The following is a 17,335-nucleotide window of genomic DNA, read 5'->3' as shown; positions in this document are numbered from 1 at the left end:
TTGCTTCCCATAAAGGGCCTTTCCAGTATCTCCATAAACTCGGATTCGTTGTACCACCTCAAAGAAGGGGCGTTTCCACACCTCTACCGAAAGCCAGGGTTTCACAGCCCCTGCTGCTCGCTCCTACTGATCGATGTCCCTACCGTTAGTTGCATCGGCTATCGAGAAATCAAAATCAAGTATTCTTTTATTACTTCCTTTCAGCTTTCCATCAATATTGAAGTAGAAATGGAACCCCCCTCGGTCTTCAGAGTAATTTCCTCCCTTGTCTGTGAGAGACTGTATGCTCTGTTCCACCTGTTCCCGATCCTCTTGGCTCAATTTCAAGCAGTTCAAAAAAGCGCGTATGTACGGCATGCCAACTGTTGCAGGCCCATAGAGATGAAAATTTGTAATCGTTTTGGCATCTTCTCTCTCTACTATGGTGATGAGCAGTTCATTTTCAAGTTTGAACTGTGTAAAAACCTCTCGGTAGGGGTGAGAAATCCCATAGATGTCAATATAGCTGGAGTGCTCTGTTATTGTGGGCGAAGACAGGTCTCCAATTTTTTCCGCGTTTCCGGCGAGCTCTTTTACAATAAGCCTGTTGTACAGCGCAATGAACTCGTCTTTTCCCAAGCCCAGTCCCTTATCGGCCTGTGCTTCCATCAGCTTGGTTCTCCCGCAGCCGGTTAACAGGGTGGCCGCCACCAGAACCACCAGCACATTTTGCAGAAACTTTCTCATAAGCCCCTCTCCTTTTATGCCATTTTACATTATTTTTCACATCCAATCAAATAAAATTACTGTTTGTGGCAACTCTTTCTCAGCTCGTTCCCTTCAAAAGATATTTCACCATTTCCTCTTGCTCTGTAAAAAAAGAAGCCCGGCTCCCGCAAGCCAAGCTTCTCTTTTCAGTGTAAACCGTTCAACGTGCCCTACTCAACCACTTCGATCCGGTCTGCATAAATTCGCTTCCCAAAAAGGGTCTTTCCAGTATCTCCATAAACTCGGATTCGCTGTCCCACCTCAAACTCAATAAAGCCATGAAAATCGTAGGCATATTCAGTTCGATACTCCTTGCCTGTATCGTCCACAAAACGCACCGTTGCCAATCCAGCGACGTCCCGTGCTCGCGGCAGATGGATCCAGGAAATCTCTCCCTCCGCCACCACCTTGGTTCCTGCATTTAGCTCTATGTCGTACAGTTCCGGCGTGATCGGCTCGTACTCCTCCTCGTTTACCTCTGAAAATCCGTACCGGCTCGCCTTGTAGACCCACACACGGAACGTCAGACTATTGGGGCAAATCACCACCCGCATCTCCCCGCACTCTACTATCTTGCTGTACTTGTCTGTGCTGTAACTGTCGATCAGCTCCTTGACCTTCTCCCGCGCCCCCGCTTCATCCAAACTCTCGTCCCAAATCAGAAATGTCGCCGTTAAGAGGTCCCGCAAACCACTTGCTTGTCTCTGGGGATCAAAATACAGGTCGTATTCTTCCAAATAGTTTCCCTTTGTATCCACACTGGGGTACATACTGGCTATGTTGTCTTTCTTGTCCGGTGTTTCCACTTCAAATTCTTCTTTGCCAAACTCCGAATCGCGGTAGATCCCGTCTTCCACGTTGTAGGCCAAGCCGTATGTCTCTGCCTTTTCCCTGTATTCCTCCCACAGCCACTCCACAAAGCTCTTTTCCACTTCCTGCTGTGGCTCTTCTGCCTCCTCGTCCCCGTAATTCAAGCACCCTGTCAACCCCATCAAACAGCAACACAGCGCCAAAAACAAGCACAGCCCTTTTTTCACCGCGGTCGCCTCCCCTCACGGCTATTTCTCCTTTAGTATATCCTGCTCTGGGAAGGATTGTCAATCAGTCCATATTCCGTGCCAGTGGCCAGACCACTTACTTGTCGTCCAGTTCCACCGCGTCTGGTGCCTCGGCCAAGTGCATCCTTTCCCCGACCCCTCCCCACAGAAAAGGAGAGCCTTGCCCTCCTGGGCAAAACTCCCCTTCTCCCCTCTGATCTGCTTGCCGACGGCCGCGGTTGTTACTCGATCACCTCGATGCGCTTCACATAAATGCGCAGGCCAAAAATCGTCTTGTCAGTTTTCCCATAGACCCGGATGCGTTGGCCCTCCTCATATTCCACAAAGTTGTAGTAGTCATAGGCGTATTCTGCCCGGTAGTCATACCCCGTCTCATCTAACAAGCTGATTGTCGCCAGCGATGCCACACTCAGTGGCCCCGGAATTTGGGTCCAGTTGACCACCCCTTCCGCCACCACCTTGGTGCCCCGGTTCAGTTCCTTCTCATAGAGTTCCGGGGTGATCGGCTGGTACTCGCTGGGGTCCACCTCTGCAAATTGACGCCGACTCGGCAGGTAAATCCGCACATGTGACGTGGTGCCGTGGGGGTAGATCACCGCTACATAGTCGCCAAAGGGCACAAATTCGCTGAATTCCCTCTCGCTGTAGCTCTCCACCAGCTGCCGGGTCTTCTCCCGGGCGCCCTCTTCGTCCAATGCCTCATCGCCTATCAAAAAGGTCGCCGTCAAAATGTCCCGCAGCTCCGGCGCGTATTTCCCCGGGTCAAAGTACAAGTCGTACTCCTCCGTGTAGGTTTCTTTTGCCACGTCCATATATGGAAAAACAGTCGCTACATTGTTCATGTTGTCTTTGGTGCGCAACTGAAAGACCTTTGTGCCAACGCCGGGCTCGAAATACACGCCGTCCTCCACATTGTAGTTGAGCCCATATTCCTCGGCCTTGCGCCTGTACTCCCGGCACAGCCACTCCACATAGTCGGTGGGCTCCGCCTCTTTGGGCCCGGGGTTTACCTCGTCATAGCTCGAACACCCCGTCAGCAGCACCCAACAGCAGCCCACCGCCAACAGCAGGCCCAGTCCTCTCTTCACCGCGGTCGCCTCCCCTCACAGCCATCTTTTCTTTAGTATAGTCTGTATTGGAAGGGATTGTCAATCAGTTTATATTTCGCGCCAGTACCCGTGACACCGTTGGCGCCACCGACCGGCCTACCCGTTCGCCGTCCAGTTCCACCACGTTGGTCGCCTCGATCACTGCGTCTACCGAGGAGTGCACTTCCAGCGGGCTCTCCCGCAGCGCCTTGGCCAACTTGGCTGCCAGTTGGTCGCTGCTCTGTTCCGGCAGCCGCGCTGCCGCCGCAAAGGTCTGGTTTACCTGAGCGGCAGCCTGCCAGTCCGGCAGTTCGGGCAGCTGTAACCGGGCCCTTTGCAAGCCGTCCTCCAGCCTGCCAACCACCCCCTGGGCAATCTCCCCCGCCTGTTCATAGAGACCTCCCTCCTCGTCCTCCATTCCCAGGGCGCCGCCTTCCATGGCAAAGCGGAAAATTTTTCGGGTCTCTTTAGAAGGCGAATTTTCGTCAAATGCCTTGCGCAGCCGGCTGAGAATTCCCTTGCCAATGCTCATGGCCTTTGAAAACAGCCCCGGCTCCGACTTTTTCATCTCTTCGAGCATCGGCTCCATGGCGTCCCCCATGGCCTCCTTGGTCTTGGGCGGCAGGTCCTCGTAGGCCCCCGCAATTCCCTGGGCCATGTTGGTGGCCTTCTCGCTCATCTGTCCTCCATAGAGCTCGGCATTTCCCGCCATTGCCGTAAACGCTCCCAGGTGTTGCAGTTCAGCGTCGGACATATTATTCGTCAATTTTTTCCAAATGCCCGCCATCTTTTCCTGGTGCAGGTTTTCGGCCTGTTCTACCGCGGCCGCCTTCTGGGCAGCGTCCAGCCCCTCTTTGCTGTTGATTTCCTCCAGAGCTTTCGCGTGCCGGTTGTTCTCATCCTCCAGCGACTGGTTGGACCCCGCCACCTTTTTTTGGTATATGTCCGAAAGACCCGCCCGCTCAGCGTACCCCTCGGCAAATTTGGCGGTCACCGTCCCCACCTCGGCGTTGGCTTTGTCGATGGCCTTCGTTTTAGTATCTTCCATCGCTTCCAACTTTTGCGCGTACTCGGTGTTTTGCAGATTGGCTGTCTCTCCATACTGTTGGTTGAGCAGGGCCAATTCCTGCTGGTACTGCTGTTCCGCCAGTGCCTTCTGCTTGTCCGCCTGATCCTGGGCCGTGGCAATCCACTGCTCGGCCGAAGCCTGGTACTCCTCCAAAGAGCCCTGCTGGGTCTCTGCCACCAGTGCCGCCTGCTGGGTGATGGCATCGCTCTTCATCTGTCCAGCGTCAATTTGTTGCTTGTTCAGGGCCTCCAGCTCTGTGAAGTACTCTGTCAGCTGGTCCTTCTGCTCCTGGGTGTAGGTTCCGCCCTCTTCCATGGCGCTGTGAATCAGCTCGACCATGCTCCCCTGGGTCGCCTGGATGTTGTTCACCAGCGCCACTTGGTCTTCCGCCGACATGAACAGGGTATCATTAAAGTTGGTCAAATACCCCTGGGCGCTCTCCACCCCCTGCTGAAATCCGGCAAATCCGCCACCCAAGAGCTCGCCGGTCTTGACCTGGGCAGCCTCCACATTTTTGACATAGGCGTCCACCCCGGCGCTCAAAAGGCCAATGGCCGTCTGCGCCAGTGAAGTGGGGGAAATGAGATTTAAAAGGGATTCCCCCAGCCCGCCGCCCTTCGAACCGGCCCCGTCCAGGCTGCCGCTCATGTTTTCGGCTTCCTGACCCGCACTCTGAAGCGCCGCCACCATTCCCTGTGTCTGCTCGCTGGCTCCGCTGGCCTTGTTGCCAAAGTCCATGACCACGTCATTGGCGGCTTCCATGTTGCTCATGGTGCTGGAGAGGTTGCCCACCTTATCCGAGGTATTTTGTATGCTGCCCGCCATTCCATCCAGCAGCGAACCCACATTGCCGGCCGTATCGGCAAACGTCTGTAATCCCTCGCCGGCTGTCTGTACATTGCCGGCGGCGTTGGCCAGGCCAATTGTTTTTTCGGCGGCATTTTGCATCCCGTCCGAAGCGTTGTCCATTGCCGGGCGCATGTCGTCGGCCGCCGTCGTCAAAGCGCCAAAACTGCCGCTGGCCTCCCTCACGTTTCCCGCTGCGTTGGCTAGATTGATCGCCTCGTTGGACATATTTTTTATTCCTGCAGAAGCATTGTCCATTTCTGACCGAACGTTGCCAGCCGCCGCCGTCATGACATCGATATTTCCGCTGGCAGCCGCCACATTTCCCGCCGCATTTGCCAAGTCGTCTGTTTTATCAGCGGCATTTTGCATTCCCTCGGCCGCCTTGTCCACCGGGGGTTTTATTCCTTCAACCGCCTTGGCCAGCGCCTCTGTCTTTGCGCTGGCAGCCTCCAAACGTCCCGCCGCACCCGCCAGCCGCTCCGCAGAAGCTGTGGCGTTTTGCAGGCCAGCGGACGCCTCGTTCATTGATGACTGTACATTTTTCGCTGCATCAGCGGCGTCATTGGCCTTCTTGCCGGTTTCTCCAAGGCTTTTCTCCGCCTCGTCTCCCTTTTTCCTGAGAGTGTCAAGGTAACTGGCCAGCAGACTGATGGGCGCAGCTAAAATGCCATAGTTGATCGCTGTCTTGGCGATTTGCGCCGCCATGCCCTGAAGGCCGCCGCCGGTCAGCATCGCTCTCGCGGTTAGGTGCTCTAGCTCTTCGCGAACGCGCCGCACCTCCTCTTCTAGCTTGACAAGTTCTCCCAATGATGCAGCGATTTGAGCGCTGCTGATGATTTCATCGCTCATTGACTCACCCCCAATCTCTCGTAGAATTGTGCAAACCCCGCCTCCTCTACCCGGTACCGAGCTACTTTGCCGTTTCTCTCCATTAAAAGGATATAGGAACAGGCCTCGTCAAAACAGTAGGCGGTGTACCCATCGGTCAAGTGCAGAAACTCGCTGGGCCTTTTCTGGTACAGTTCAGCCATTCTCAGAATGGGACCGATTGCTTTGCTGCGCACGAAAGTTGGCGAGGGCGTTGACCCCCGTTTGCATAAAGCCGTAAATGGCGTAGAGCTGTAAGTCCGTCAGACTCAGCCCAGCCGCCTTGATCTCCTCATAGGTGGGGGAGACCAGGCAGGCCTTTGCCACCTGCAACAGCACCTCGGCCGTCTGCTGAAACTGCTCGGCCTCGTATCCCAGCGACTTCCCCACCCCATCTTGAAAGAGTTTGGCGGCAGAGGTCAGCAGCGGGTTGGGAATCTGCCCGTTGACCACCAGTTCCATCAGCGAAGGGCGCCGCAGCTGGGCGATAAACAGCTGCTCAGGGGTAAACCCGGGCAGCTCCACCTCACTGCCGTCGGCGTACTTGCGCAGCTCTTCAATGGTTGTAACAGCCATCTGTCTCTCTCCTATTTGCCAGGGGCCGGGGTGACGGCGTCGACATCGGGCAGCTCGTCCACATAGGAGAGCTCATACGGTGCCTCGCCCTTGCCGGGAGCCGAGTTGATGACATACTCGTGCAGGCGGAAGACCCCGTCCTCCGAGTTGATGCCGACGGGCTGGCCGGTGCAGCCGGGGTAGCGAACCTTCTCGTACTTGATCACATTTCCGCCCTGGTCAATCTGCGAGGAGTATGCCTCCAACACAAACTTTTTGGGCTTGTAGGCCTCCCCTACAACAGGGGGAGTATAGCCGGTGATCTCCCCCGCCTCGTTGCGGGTGAGGGTGCCGCCCTGCATCACCTCAATAAACTCCAAAATGGTCATATTGTCGGTCAGGGTGAGGGTGTGTCCAGTAATGGTTTTCACCTCGGGCTTCTGTGCTTTGAGCACCCCCTTGATGATCAGTTTCACCGCCTCGGTCACCTCGACCAGCGGCTCTACCCCCAATTTGGTGTTGGAGGTAACAGCCAAACTCTTCTCCTCACCCTCGGGGGTCACGACGATCATACAGCAATCGATCATCGCCATCTCAGTTCCTCTTTTGATTTCAGATACTGCCATTGTTGCATTCTCCTTTTCATTTTAATAAAATTTGTTTCTTATAAACAACAACAAATGTTGCCTACCCTCCCAGAAAAAAGAAGCGGAGGGTCCGTCTTCTTTTCTCCAATACCATCTTAGCACAGGGAACACGGACAAAAAAGGACATCCTTTTTCAAGTGCACCGCCCTTCGGCCCGCCCCAACAAACCGGTCTCTCCCCTCCCTGCCAGCTCTTTTACCGCCAAATTGTGCAGGCGTGCAGCGTGGCGCAGGCTGTACCCCAGCGCGTCGCCAGTCTCCTCCCAGTTTTTCCCTGCTAGGTAGCGCATCTGCAAAACCGCCCGCTGCTCCCCATTGTCCACCGCCGCAATGACCCGGTCCACCGCTTCCTTGGTTCCCTGCAGCCGGTCGACCTGCTCCAAAAGGGCCTCCTCCAACTCCACAATCCGCTCAACGGTCTCTTCGAGGCGGTTTCTCCGGCTCCCCTGCACCCGTTCCCCGCTGACCGCCCCCGTGGTCTTGACCGCCAAACACCGGCATCGGGCCAGTTCTTCTGCGCGCACCTCTATCTCCCGTTCACACTCCAAATACTGGCGCAAAAATGCCTTGACCTGCTCTTCTGCTGCCGCCATCTTTACACTCCCTATCTCCTGTATCGGCGCCGAATCATCTCGGTGCGCTCCATCTCCGTCTGTCGGACATCTCTCTCCCGCTCCTGGGCTCTCCTTCGCTCCTGCAGCAGTTCCTCCCCGTGTTGCCGCATCAGCTGAAACGCCAGACAGTGTTCCCGGTCGCAGGGTCTCTCCTCCTTGCAGTTGTAACAGGGGTAAATCATCTCTTCTTCCTCCTTTGTCAATTCAACCGGTCTTTTTCTCCGCCACTGCGGCGGACACATCGCAGATACTCGCGCCGCAACATCCCCTCTCCACTGCTCGATCCAAACCGCCCCCTCCGTTTATATCCAATAAGAAACAAAACTCCACAAAATAAGATCGTTTACGCTACCACAAGGCCGACATTGGCCCTATCATCATCCTTGTCTCCGCCTGGAATTGTCTGTATCTCTATGATAGTACAAGAACATTTGTTTTTCAATATATAATAAACAAGAATCTTGCACTATATTTCAAAACGTTTTTTAGCTATTTCGTTGCGAATCAAAAACGCCTCTTCTTTTTTGTTCCCACTCCGCAGTCTTCGCCCCCTTTTCTCCCCTGTCGGCGCATGTTCGCCACACCCGCCGCACATAATTGCCATAGACCCACCAACAAGGGGGGGAGAGCAGGCTGCCCTCCCCCTCCCCGCGAAAGGAGTTCACTGATGAAATTTTACAAGTGCGAAATCTGCGGAAAGATCGTCGAGATGGTAGAGGCCACCTCCGTCCCCACCATCTGCTGCGGCCAGCCCATGGAGGAACTGCTCCCCGGAACCACCGATGGAGCGGTCGAAAAACACCTCCCTGTCGTCCAGGTCGACGGCAACGCCGTCCACGTCTGCGTCGGCTCTGCCGAGCACCCCATGACCCCCGAGCACTCCATCCGCTGGATTGCTCTGGAAACAAAAAACGGCGTCCGCCAGTGCAAGACCCTCTCCCCCGACCAGCGGCCGGTGGCCACCTTTTGGCTGGACCCCGACGATCAGGCCGAAGCGGTCTACGAGTACTGCAACCTCCACGGCCTCTGGAAAGAGGAATACCCCTTCCAATAAAGCCAAAAAATGAGAAGCCGTCTCTCCCTTTGGAGAAACGGCTTCTCGCCTTTTAGTCCTCGCCTGTCTGTTTGCCTGCGGCCTCATCCGCGCGCCGCTTTTCTGCCCGCTGCCGGGCACGCGCCGCTTTTTCCCGGTAAAAGGCGTCAATCTGCTCGTCTGGGCGGCAGAGCGTCCGCCGGGCAGAAAAGGTCTTGCCGGTGCGCCACAGCTTAAGCCGCACAAAAAACCGCCCGTGCGCAGGGCAGACGGCCATGGCGATCCGCTTCTCGCCGTTTTGCTCTACCCACTCGTCTCTCTTTAGCGGCTGTCCGCACACCGGGCAGGGAATCTCTCCCACCGCCCCCTCCAAGGCGGCTGCCGGGTCTGTCAGCCCGCGAAACCCAGCGCTGGCCAGCACGTCGGCACAGAGGAGGGCAGAGGTGGCGTCCCGGTACCCGGCAATCCCCTTATCCAGGTCCAGCCGGGCGGCGATCTGGGCGGTGCTGCGGGCGTCGTGAAGGGCGTCGTGGGCCGCGTCGTCCGGGGCCAGCCCCAGCTTTTCCAGCCCTGCGGCCAGCGACCACTGCCGGTTCTCCCCCGTCACCTGCTCGTTAAAGAGCACCTGCAGGTTGTAGGGGGCGGCAATCCAGTCGGTGGGCAAGCCGTGCAGCCGCGCGTTCTCCTTGAGCAGCGGGCCGTCGTCGTGTCCCCAGGTCAACAGGGCAAACTCTTCCCCGCACCAGCGGTGAAAGGCGTCCAGTGCCTGGGGGAAGGCCATTCCCTTGGCCAACATCTTCTCGTCTATGCCGGTGAGCTTTTTGACATACCGGTTCATCCTGGTGTAGCGGCAGGGGCGAACCACCGCCGCAAAGCTGTCCGCCACCCGCTTTTCCCCGTCCAGCTTCACCGCGCCAAACTGAATGATCTCCCCGGCCAACCCCTCGATCGCCCGGTCCTGTGAGACCGGCTGGTTCCACTCCAAATCCAAAATTACATAGTCCATCTGTCTTGTCCCCTCACGGTTCCCGGTCGCCGTTTTCCGCCATCAGCCGCGCGATGTCGTCCTCCCGGTAGCCCAGCAGCCGTCCAAAATCCGCCGCCAGCCGCTCCCTCGCCGCTCCCCGGTATGCCCCGCCGGCCAACAGCCGCGCCTTCTCTTCGCCAATGGCCCGGTAGGCTGCAATGTCCTCTTCCCGGCGGTAAAACACCAGGTTGTAGCTGTTCTCGTTGAGCGCGCGGGGAAACAGGTCGGTCACCAGCCCCCCGTTCTCCAAAAAACAGCGCACGCCGTATTTTTGGCAGAGCCTCTCCGCCTCCGGCAGGTAGCTGTCCCGCTCCTCCCGGGTGGGACAGGGGTGGCTTAAGGCGATCTTCTTGACCCCGGCGTGAACCATCTCGCAAAAGGCGTCCATCACCCCGCACTGGTAGGAATAGGGATCGATCTCCCGCTCCATCTGCACTCCCCTCTCTCCCGGCCCAGGCCGGGCAATCTGCTTTTTCTACCATACCATTTCCCGGCGGTCCCGGTCAATGCCCGCCCGCCAAAAAAGAGCCCGGGCAGGCTGCCGCCTCCCAGGCCCTCCACATAAACCGGCGCGTCTCCTAGCGCATCTTTCCGCCCTGCTGTCCGGGCGCGCCGCCCATTCCCCCTTGTCCGTAGGTGGCGGTCAGGGAGGTCAGGGTGACCTCCGCCGTCTGGCTGCCGGCATACAGGGTGTACTTCTCCCCCTGCTTCATTGCAGGGCAGCTCACCGCCACCGACTGGTAGGCCTTCTGGGGGGTGTAGCTCACCAGGGTGTTGCCCGCGCTGTCCTTGAGGACAAATTCGCTTCCCGCCGCCACCGACGAGGGGAAGTTGCAGAGGATGGAACCCTGGGTGGAACCGCTGGTAAAGCCCATCGCCATCCCGGTGCTGCCCGCCGCCACAACCGTGCCGCCGCTGATCTCGCCGCTGCCATCATAGTCGAGGGCCCCATTGCCCCCGTCGGTGGGTCCGTCTACATAGACGGTGCCGCCGCTGATTTGCAAACTGCCGTTGGAGTCGATGCCGTCCCCGGCCGCATCCACCCGGAGCACCCCGCCCGAGATGGAGATGGTGGCCGCGTCCCCGTCGCCGGCAAAGCTGTTCTGCCCCGGCCTGCCGCCCAGGGAGGAACCGTCGTTCCCCCCCGCCGCGTTGAGACCGTCGTCGCTGGCTGTCAGGCTGATCTCGCCGCCGGAGATGTCGATGTGCAGCCCCTCGATCCCCTCGTAGCACTTGGCGATCTCGACAGTTCCGCCGCTGATTCGCAAACCGCCATCGGCGTGGACGCCGTCATCCCCCGAAGAGAGGCGGAGGGTTCCGTCCGTGACCGTCAGGTCCCCGTTGCAGTGGAGGGAGTCGTCCGACGAATCGATGTCAAAGGTGCCGCCGTTGACGATCAGCTCACTTCCCGCCTTCAGCCCCTTGGCGCTGTCCCCGCTCTGGGCGCTGGCGGCGTCTGTCTGCTGGGCCGCAGTCTGCACCGTCTGGGTGCCGGCTGGGATCGCGTCGGGCGCTCCGCCCATCGCCCCGGGCGCCCCTCCATCCGGCCTTTCGCCGCCGGGGCTGCTGCCCCACTGGCCCCAGCCGGGTTGGGCTTCGCCGCCGGCATCGGTGCTGGCGTTGGCGCTGCCCCCGCCGCTCACCAGTTCAAAAGTCCCCCCGTCAATCCGGAGGACCGTCTCCGCCTGTATGCCGTCGTTGCCCGCATGCAGGGCAAAGTCCCCTCCGGCAATATAGACAAACCCCCGCCCGGCGTCCTCGGCATTGCTCGACTGAATAGCGTCAGTCCCGCTGGTGAGCACAAAGGTCCCATCCCCAATCTTGACGCAGTCCTTCCCCGACAGGGCCTGCCCCACGGCGGTCACCGCCAGCTCCCCGCCGGTGATTGTCAGGTCGTCTTTCGAGACGATGCCGTGCTTGTAGTTGCCGTCCACTGTCAGCGCGCCGGAGCCGTTGACAGTCAAATCCGCCCGGCTGAAGACAGCGCCGTCCAGGTTGCCGTCGGCCTCATCCAGGGAGTAACCGTCCCCGTCGCTCAAGGCGTTTTCGCTCCCCTCCGCCAGGGTGATAAAGACCTTGTCCCCCTGGGCAATGTAGAGGGCCGGGCCGGTGCTGCAGTGCACCGTCACCCCCTGCAGCACCAGCTGCACCTTCTCCTCTTTCCCCACCGAGACGCGGACCTGCCCCTCGTCCCACTGCCCCGAAAGGAGATAGGTCCCCTCGGCGGAGAGGGTCAGTACCCCGCCGTCCAAGGCCGCACCGCTGCCAGCAATATTGATGCTGGAACCGTCAAAGACCACCTTGGTGGCAGTCCCCTCGTCGTACCCCACGTCCAGGTCCCGGGCAGTAAAAGTGATGTCAATGTCGGCGGCGGAGACAGCGGGCGCGCTGTTTGCCTCCCCCCCTTCTGTCTCGGCGGCAGTCTTTTTCCCGCACCCCGCCATGCTCCAAAGGGTCAACGTCGCCGCCAGCAGCAGCGCCAGCTTCTGTCGTTTTCTCCCTGTCAAATCCATACGCCTTCTTTCTCCATTCACAGCTCCTCGGCGAGGAGGGGGAGGCGGCCGCATACAATCTCCAGATTGCCGTTTCGGCAGCGCAGTTCGTCCAAAAATGCCTTTTCCTGGGCCGGGTCCCGCAGTGCGATGCGGTAATCCAGCCGGTAGAGGCTGCCCATGTTGGTGGTCTTGACCTGCTCCAGCTTCCAGTGGGCGGTGTAGCGGGCAAACAGGTCGTCAAAGAGATCGGTGTAGTCCAACGTCTCGGGAATGGTGATCTTCAGCTCCTTTTCCAGCTGCTTTTGCTCCCCGAATCGCAAACAGGTGTAACCGATGCTCGCCCCGCCGATGATGAGCACAAAGAGGGCGGCCGCCGCCAGATAGCCCATGCCGGTGGCCAGTCCCACCGCCATGGCCAAAAAGATACTGCAAATCTCCCGAGCGCTGCCGGGGGCCGAGCGAAAGCGAACCAGGCTGAAAGCCCCCGCCACTGCCACCCCGGTGCCCAGGTTGCCATTGACCATCAAAATCACCATCTGCACCACCGCCGGCAACAGGGCCAACGTCATGACAAATCCCTTGGTATAGCGGTTGCGAAAGGTGTGGATGGCGGCGATCGCTGCCCCCAGCACCAGCGAGGTGGCGGTGCAGAGGAGCAGCTTCCCAAAGGAGAGGGCCGCCGCGGTGGACGAGGTTGTCAAAATACTGGTAAAAAGCGAGTCAAGCACAGATAAATGCCCCTTTCTCTTTTAGGTGTCGGTTGTCTGCGGGGGAGCGCTTCCCCATTTTCTCACAGTAAGCGCTGCCGTATTTGGAAAAGGAGATGGGGAAGACCCCCTGTTGCCCGAGGACGTGCGTTAGCCAGAGGGGCAGCGCTCCCGGCGCCTTGATCTCCATCAGCCGCTCTTCCGGCCGCAGCAGGGGGTCACCCCAAACTCCCTCCCGCAGGGAGAGAGCCTCTTCCCGCCAGCGGATGTCCCGGTCAAAGGTCACCCGCAGCCCTTCGTCGCGCACCCCGCAGAGGGCGACGCGCTCGCAGGTGATGAGCATCCGCGGGGCCAGCTCGCCGTAAAAGTGGCAAAACCAGTCGATCTCGCGGGTGATCTGGCTGGGATTTGCCGCCGGCCGGCCGCGATAGAGGTAGGCCTCCGCCTCGTCTAAGGGCAGCTGCACCCGCCGCTTGTAGACAATGCCGCCGTATTTTTTCTTCAGTTCTACAAAGACCGGGTCGTCGCCGTCCACCTCGCCGTAGCTGCGCAGCCGCAATTTTTCCTTGTAGCCGGGCTTCTCCAGCGAGCGGCGAATCAGCCGGTAGCTGGGGGTGTCGAAATAGACGCTGCACACCCTGCTGTGGCCGTACTGGTCGGGCTCGGCGCGCCCCTCCATCGCCTCGCGCAGGGCCCGGTACTGCCCGGGGGTGAGGAGATACTTTTTTTCATAGCGCTCAAAAACGCCCTGGTAATCCCCCATTTCGCTGCCTCCTTTTTGGGTTTGGCCGGGGTTCTCCCCGCTTTTTTTCAAAGTTTACAGGGCCAACTTAAAAACAACTTAAGACCCCCGGCCCCTTCGGCCAAAAAGAGTGTATTTTCCCCAAATCTCCCGAAAAGGGAGGAGGGATAAAAAAACAGCTCCCAGCAGACGACCATCCGCTGAAAACTGTTTTTTCTATTTTCTCTCTCCCGGGCTCTCCGCCCCCGCCCGCAGGGCGACCAAAAAACAAATCTCCCCCTCGCCCCGGCAGGCGGTGATCTTTCCGCCGTGGGCCTCGGCGATAGCCCGGGCAATCGAGAGGCCGATGCCGTACCCGCCGGTGGCGCGGGCACGGGAGGAGTCGGCCCGGTAAAAGCGGTCGAAAAGCCTGTCCAAATCGCCCTCAGGCAGGCTGTCGGCGGTGTTGGCCACCTCCAGAAAAACGCCCCGCCCCCGGCGGCCGGCCCGTAGCTGGATGCGCCCCCCCTCGCCGGCATACTTGACGGCGTTGTCCAGCAAAATGGCCACCAGCTGCCGCACCCCGCTCTTGTCCCCGCAGAGGGAGACCTCCGGCTCGATTGCCAGCTCGAGGGTCTGCCCCCGCTGCCGGGCCGGGGCGAGAAAGGGCTCGGCCGCCTTCTCCACCACATCGGAAAAGGAGAAGTCGCACAGGGAGAGGGCGACGCTCCCCTCTTCCATGCGGGAGAGGGCCAGCAAATCCCTTACCAGCCGCTCCAGCCGGGCAGTCTGGTTGCGGATGCTCTCGGTCCACTGGTTGGCCCCGCCCTCCAGTTCCAGCACATCGGTGTTGGCCGAGATGACCGCCAGGGGGGTCTTGATCTCGTGCCCGGCGTCGGTGATGAACTGCTTTTGCTTTTCCAAACTCTCGATGACCGGGCGCACCGCCCGGCGGGAAAAGACGCTCACCAGCACCAGCACCACCAAAAAGCTGATTGCCGCCACCCCGCAGGAGACCGCCAGGTAAAAAAGCCCGGTGCGCACCTGGCTGCTGCAGTCGACAAAGACCACCATGTTTCCGTCGCCGCTGTCGACCTTTAGGTACTTGTAGCTGCCCTTATAGCCGCCGGTCCGCCCCGAGGCGAGCACCTCCTCTCCCAGGCTCTGGGCCTCCTGGGAGGAGAGGGCGGCAACGTGGCTGGTGTCCAGCTGGGAGACCTGCCCCGCCCCGTCGGCCCACACCACAAAATAGCGGGTCTCAAAGGGGGTCTCCTCGGTCATGCCGGGGCCCAGCAGCCCCTCCTTCCCGGGCCTCTCCCCCCGGTGCGGCTCCTTTTCCCCCGTCGGGAACCTGCCCCCATTTTGGGAGATCATCTCCAACAGTCGGTCGGCCCGCCGGTCCATCTGCACAAAGTTCACGGCGTTGACGGCCCCCACCAGCACCGCCAGCACCGCCAGGAGAGAGCCCATGGCAATGAGGACGAACTTCCGCTGCAACCGCTTGATCATCCTCTCTCCTCCAATCGGTAGCCGATGCCGCGGGCCGCCTGAATCTGCACCCGGCTCTCCAGGGCCGCCAGCTTCTTGCGCAGCCCCGAGAGGGTGACCCAGACCACGTTGACCTCGGCCTCCGCGTCAAAGCCCCAGATGTGCTCCATCAACTGTTCGGTGGAGAGGTAGCGCCCGGGGTTTTGCAGCAGCATTTCCAGCATCTGAAACTCCTTGTTGGCCAGCCGCTGGACCCGCTCCCCGCAGCGCAGTTCAAATCGCTCCCTGTCCAAGGAGAGCTCGCCAAAGGTGAGGGTGTTGGGGGCGTACACCTCCCGGCGGCGGGTCATGGCGCGGATGCGGGCCAGCAGCTCCCCCATGGCAAAGGGCTTGCCCAAGTAGTCGTCGGCCCCGCCGTCCAGCCCGGCGATGCGGTCCTCGATCTCGGTGCGGGCAGTGAGGAGGAGCACCGGCGTCGAGATCCCCTCTTCCCGCAGCCGGGCCAGCACCTGCAAACCGTCCATCTTCGGCATCATGATGTCCAGAACAATGCCGTCGTACTGGCCGCTCTCGCCGTAAGCCAGGGCGTCCTCCCCGTCGTAGACGGCGTCCACCTCGTATCGGTTGTGGCGCAAAATGGCCACCAGGGCATCCGACAGCTCCCGCTCGTCCTCGGCCAGCAGCAATCGCACAGCTCCTCTCCCCTCTCCTCCCGCCGCATTTCCCCTAAATAAGCGGCGTTTTTTTCATTATACCCCGGCGGCGGGGAAAACCCAAGGCCGCAGCGGTTGATTTTCTCCTCTACTCTATCGCCCTCACCTAAAATCAACTGAAAGAAATTGCCCTCCCCGCTCCCCCTCAACTGCCTCCACCCCTGCCCTTTCTCTTGCCCTTGCCCTTGCCCTTGCCCTTGCCCTCTTCCTCCGTGCCGGGTATAATGGAGAAAACAAAAGTTTGCCCACATGGCACCGAGGAGGGAGCACCGTTTGAAACAGCAGAGCTTTTTTGATTCCCGCACCCAGTCGCAGCCCCTGGCCGCCCGCCTGCGGCCGGAGACACTAGAGGAATTTGCGGGTCAGCGCCACCTGCTGGGGGAGGGGAAGATCCTGCGCCAGCTCATCGACCAGGACCTGATCTCTTCGATGATCTTCTGGGGGCCGCCGGGGGTGGGCAAGACCACCCTGGCCCGGATCATCGCCCGCCGCACCCAGGCGGAGTTTGTGGATTTTAGCGCCGTCACCAGCGGCATCAAGGAGATCAAAGAGGTGATGGCGGCGGCCGAGCGCAGCCGGTTGATGGGGGATCGGACCATCCTCTTTGTGGACGAGATTCACCGCTTCAACAAGGCCCAACAGGACGCCTTCCTCCCCTACGTGGAGCGGGGGAGCATCACCCTCATCGGCGCCACCACCGAAAATCCCTCCTTTGAGATCAACTCGGCCCTCCTCTCCCGCTGCAAGGTCTTTGTGCTCCACCCCCTGCAGGAGGAGGAGATCGCCGAACTGCTCCACCGCGCCCTGACGGATGAGCGGGGCTTTGGCAAGCTGCAGGTGGAGATGGCCGACGAGCTGGTACGGGCGGTGGCCGCCTTTGCAAACGGCGACGCCCGCACCGCCCTGGGCACTTTGGAGATGGCCGTCCTCAACGCAGAGCGGCAGGGGGAGCGGACGGTGGTCACCCGGGAGAGCCTGGAGCAGTGCATCAGCAAAAAATCCCTCCTCTACGACAAGGGGGGCGAGGAGCACTACAACCTGATCTCGGCCCTGCACAAGTCGATGCGCAACAGCGACCCCTCGGCGGCCATCTACTGGCTGGCGCGGATGTTGGAGGCCGGGGAGGACCCCCTCTACGTGGCCCGGCGGCTCATCCGCTTCGCCAGTGAGGACGTGGGGATGGCCGACAGCCGCGCTTTGGAGGTGGCGGTGGCCGCCTACCAGGCCAGTCACTTCATCGGCATGCCCGAGTGCTCGGTCAACCTGGCCCACGCGGTGACCTACCTCTCGCTGGCCCCCAAGTCAAACGCCCTCTACACCGGGTATGAAAGCGCCAAGAAGGACGCCCTGGGGATGTTGGCCGAACCGGTCCCCCTGCAAATTCGCAACGCCCCCACCCGCCTGATGAAGGAGCTGCACTACGGCGAGGGGTATGAGTACGCCCACGATGCCGGCGAGAGGGTGACCGCCATGCAGTGCCTGCCCGACTCCCTGCTGGGCAAGCGGTACTACCAGCCCACCGACCAGGGCTCAGAAAAGCGCTACCGGGAGCGGTTGGAGCAGATCGAGCGGTGGAAACGGGAACACGGCTGGAGGGGATAGTCCTTCCCTTTTGCAAAATCTCCGTCATTTTTCTCCCCGACTGGTTGTCATTTCAG

18 protein-coding genes are annotated in these 17,335 nt (G+C 59.9%); 2 read left to right on the top strand and 16 right to left on the bottom strand.

Annotation, left to right across the window (positions count from 1 at the left end; translation table 11 throughout):
* Positions 1-123: 123 nt before the first annotated feature.
* The 9 genes from HJY11_RS06120 to HJY11_RS06080 all read right to left on the bottom strand — a co-directional run bounded on the left by HJY11_RS06120 (position 124) and on the right by HJY11_RS06080 (position 7,675).
* Entirely contained in the window at positions 124-726 is a 603-nt protein-coding gene (locus HJY11_RS06120) for a hypothetical protein (protein ID WP_208075097.1), read from the bottom strand.
* A 191-nt stretch (positions 727-917) separates the two neighbouring features.
* On the bottom strand, positions 918-1,784 hold the full coding sequence (locus HJY11_RS06115) for a hypothetical protein (RefSeq protein WP_208075096.1): 867 nt from the start codon (positions 1,782-1,784) through the stop codon (positions 918-920).
* Between the two features lie 242 nt (positions 1,785-2,026).
* Positions 2,027-2,893 carry a hypothetical protein gene (locus HJY11_RS06110; protein ID WP_208075095.1) on the bottom strand — a complete coding sequence of 289 codons (867 nt, stop codon included), beginning with the start codon at positions 2,891-2,893 and terminating at the stop codon, positions 2,027-2,029.
* Positions 2,894-2,957: 64 nt separating this feature from the next.
* A complete protein-coding gene (locus HJY11_RS06105; protein WP_208075094.1) occupies positions 2,958-5,660 on the bottom strand; it encodes a hypothetical protein in 2,703 nt (900 codons plus the stop codon).
* Complete coding sequence (locus HJY11_RS06100) at positions 5,657-5,842, bottom strand: hypothetical protein (RefSeq protein ID WP_208075093.1); 186 nt, start codon at positions 5,840-5,842, stop codon at positions 5,657-5,659. The genes HJY11_RS06105 and HJY11_RS06100 overlap by 4 nt, the downstream gene beginning before the upstream one ends.
* Positions 5,835-6,254, bottom strand: a complete 420-nt coding sequence (locus tag HJY11_RS06095) for a hypothetical protein (protein WP_208075092.1) — start codon at positions 6,252-6,254, stop codon at positions 5,835-5,837. Before HJY11_RS06095 ends, HJY11_RS06100 begins: the two co-directional genes overlap by 8 nt.
* An 11-nt stretch (positions 6,255-6,265) precedes the next feature.
* Complete coding sequence (locus tag HJY11_RS06090) at positions 6,266-6,826, bottom strand: hypothetical protein (protein ID WP_208075091.1); 561 nt, start codon at positions 6,824-6,826, stop codon at positions 6,266-6,268.
* A 187-nt stretch (positions 6,827-7,013) separates the two neighbouring features.
* On the bottom strand, positions 7,014-7,472 hold the full coding sequence (locus tag HJY11_RS06085; RefSeq protein WP_208075090.1) for a sigma factor-like helix-turn-helix DNA-binding protein: 459 nt from the start codon (positions 7,470-7,472) through the stop codon (positions 7,014-7,016).
* A gap of 11 nt (positions 7,473-7,483) precedes the next feature.
* The gene (locus HJY11_RS06080) at positions 7,484-7,675 is read right to left on the bottom strand and encodes a hypothetical protein (RefSeq protein ID WP_208075089.1); all 192 of its coding nucleotides are present in this window, start codon (positions 7,673-7,675) and stop codon (positions 7,484-7,486) included.
* Positions 7,676-8,160: 485 nt separating this feature from the next.
* On the opposite strand from HJY11_RS06080, the gene HJY11_RS06075 reads away from it, so the two are divergent.
* Complete coding sequence (locus HJY11_RS06075; RefSeq protein ID WP_208075088.1) at positions 8,161-8,547, top strand: desulfoferrodoxin family protein; 387 nt, start codon at positions 8,161-8,163, stop codon at positions 8,545-8,547.
* Between the two features lie 52 nt (positions 8,548-8,599).
* Here the strand turns inward: HJY11_RS06075 and HJY11_RS06070 are convergent, their stop codons facing one another.
* The 7 genes from HJY11_RS06070 to HJY11_RS06040 form a co-directional block, all read right to left on the bottom strand.
* Positions 8,600-9,532, bottom strand: coding sequence for a 3'-5' exonuclease (locus HJY11_RS06070; protein ID WP_208075087.1), 933 nt, complete (start codon positions 9,530-9,532; stop codon positions 8,600-8,602).
* A 13-nt stretch (positions 9,533-9,545) separates the two neighbouring features.
* Positions 9,546-9,989, bottom strand: coding sequence for a hypothetical protein (locus HJY11_RS06065; RefSeq protein ID WP_208075086.1), 444 nt, complete (start codon positions 9,987-9,989; stop codon positions 9,546-9,548).
* A 142-nt stretch (positions 9,990-10,131) separates the two neighbouring features.
* Positions 10,132-12,066, bottom strand: coding sequence for a carbohydrate-binding domain-containing protein (locus HJY11_RS06060; RefSeq protein ID WP_438820425.1), 1,935 nt, complete (start codon positions 12,064-12,066; stop codon positions 10,132-10,134).
* 17 nt (positions 12,067-12,083) lie between these two features.
* Positions 12,084-12,776, bottom strand: a complete 693-nt coding sequence (locus HJY11_RS06055) for a DUF4956 domain-containing protein (RefSeq protein WP_208075084.1) — start codon at positions 12,774-12,776, stop codon at positions 12,084-12,086.
* On the bottom strand, positions 12,769-13,518 hold the full coding sequence (locus HJY11_RS06050; RefSeq protein WP_208075083.1) for a polyphosphate polymerase domain-containing protein: 750 nt from the start codon (positions 13,516-13,518) through the stop codon (positions 12,769-12,771). The genes HJY11_RS06055 and HJY11_RS06050 overlap by 8 nt, the downstream gene beginning before the upstream one ends.
* Positions 13,519-13,713: 195 nt before the next feature.
* Complete coding sequence (locus HJY11_RS06045; RefSeq protein WP_208075082.1) at positions 13,714-14,985, bottom strand: sensor histidine kinase; 1,272 nt, start codon at positions 14,983-14,985, stop codon at positions 13,714-13,716.
* Complete coding sequence (locus HJY11_RS06040) at positions 14,982-15,656, bottom strand: response regulator transcription factor (protein WP_208075081.1); 675 nt, start codon at positions 15,654-15,656, stop codon at positions 14,982-14,984. The genes HJY11_RS06045 and HJY11_RS06040 overlap by 4 nt, the downstream gene beginning before the upstream one ends.
* A 294-nt stretch (positions 15,657-15,950) precedes the next feature.
* Here HJY11_RS06040 and HJY11_RS06035 point away from each other — a divergent pair, with 294 nt between their 5' ends.
* The gene (locus HJY11_RS06035) at positions 15,951-17,279 is read left to right on the top strand and encodes a replication-associated recombination protein A (RefSeq protein ID WP_243764219.1); all 1,329 of its coding nucleotides are present in this window, start codon (positions 15,951-15,953) and stop codon (positions 17,277-17,279) included.
* Positions 17,280-17,335: the final 56 nt, after the last annotated feature.

The organism is Bittarella massiliensis (ex Durand et al. 2017) (assembly GCF_017566145.1).
Classification (GTDB): Bacteria; Bacillota; Clostridia; order Oscillospirales; family Ruminococcaceae; genus Bittarella; species Bittarella massiliensis_A.
Note: the sequence above shows the minus strand (reverse complement) of the source record. Positions and strands in the feature narration are given on the sequence as shown.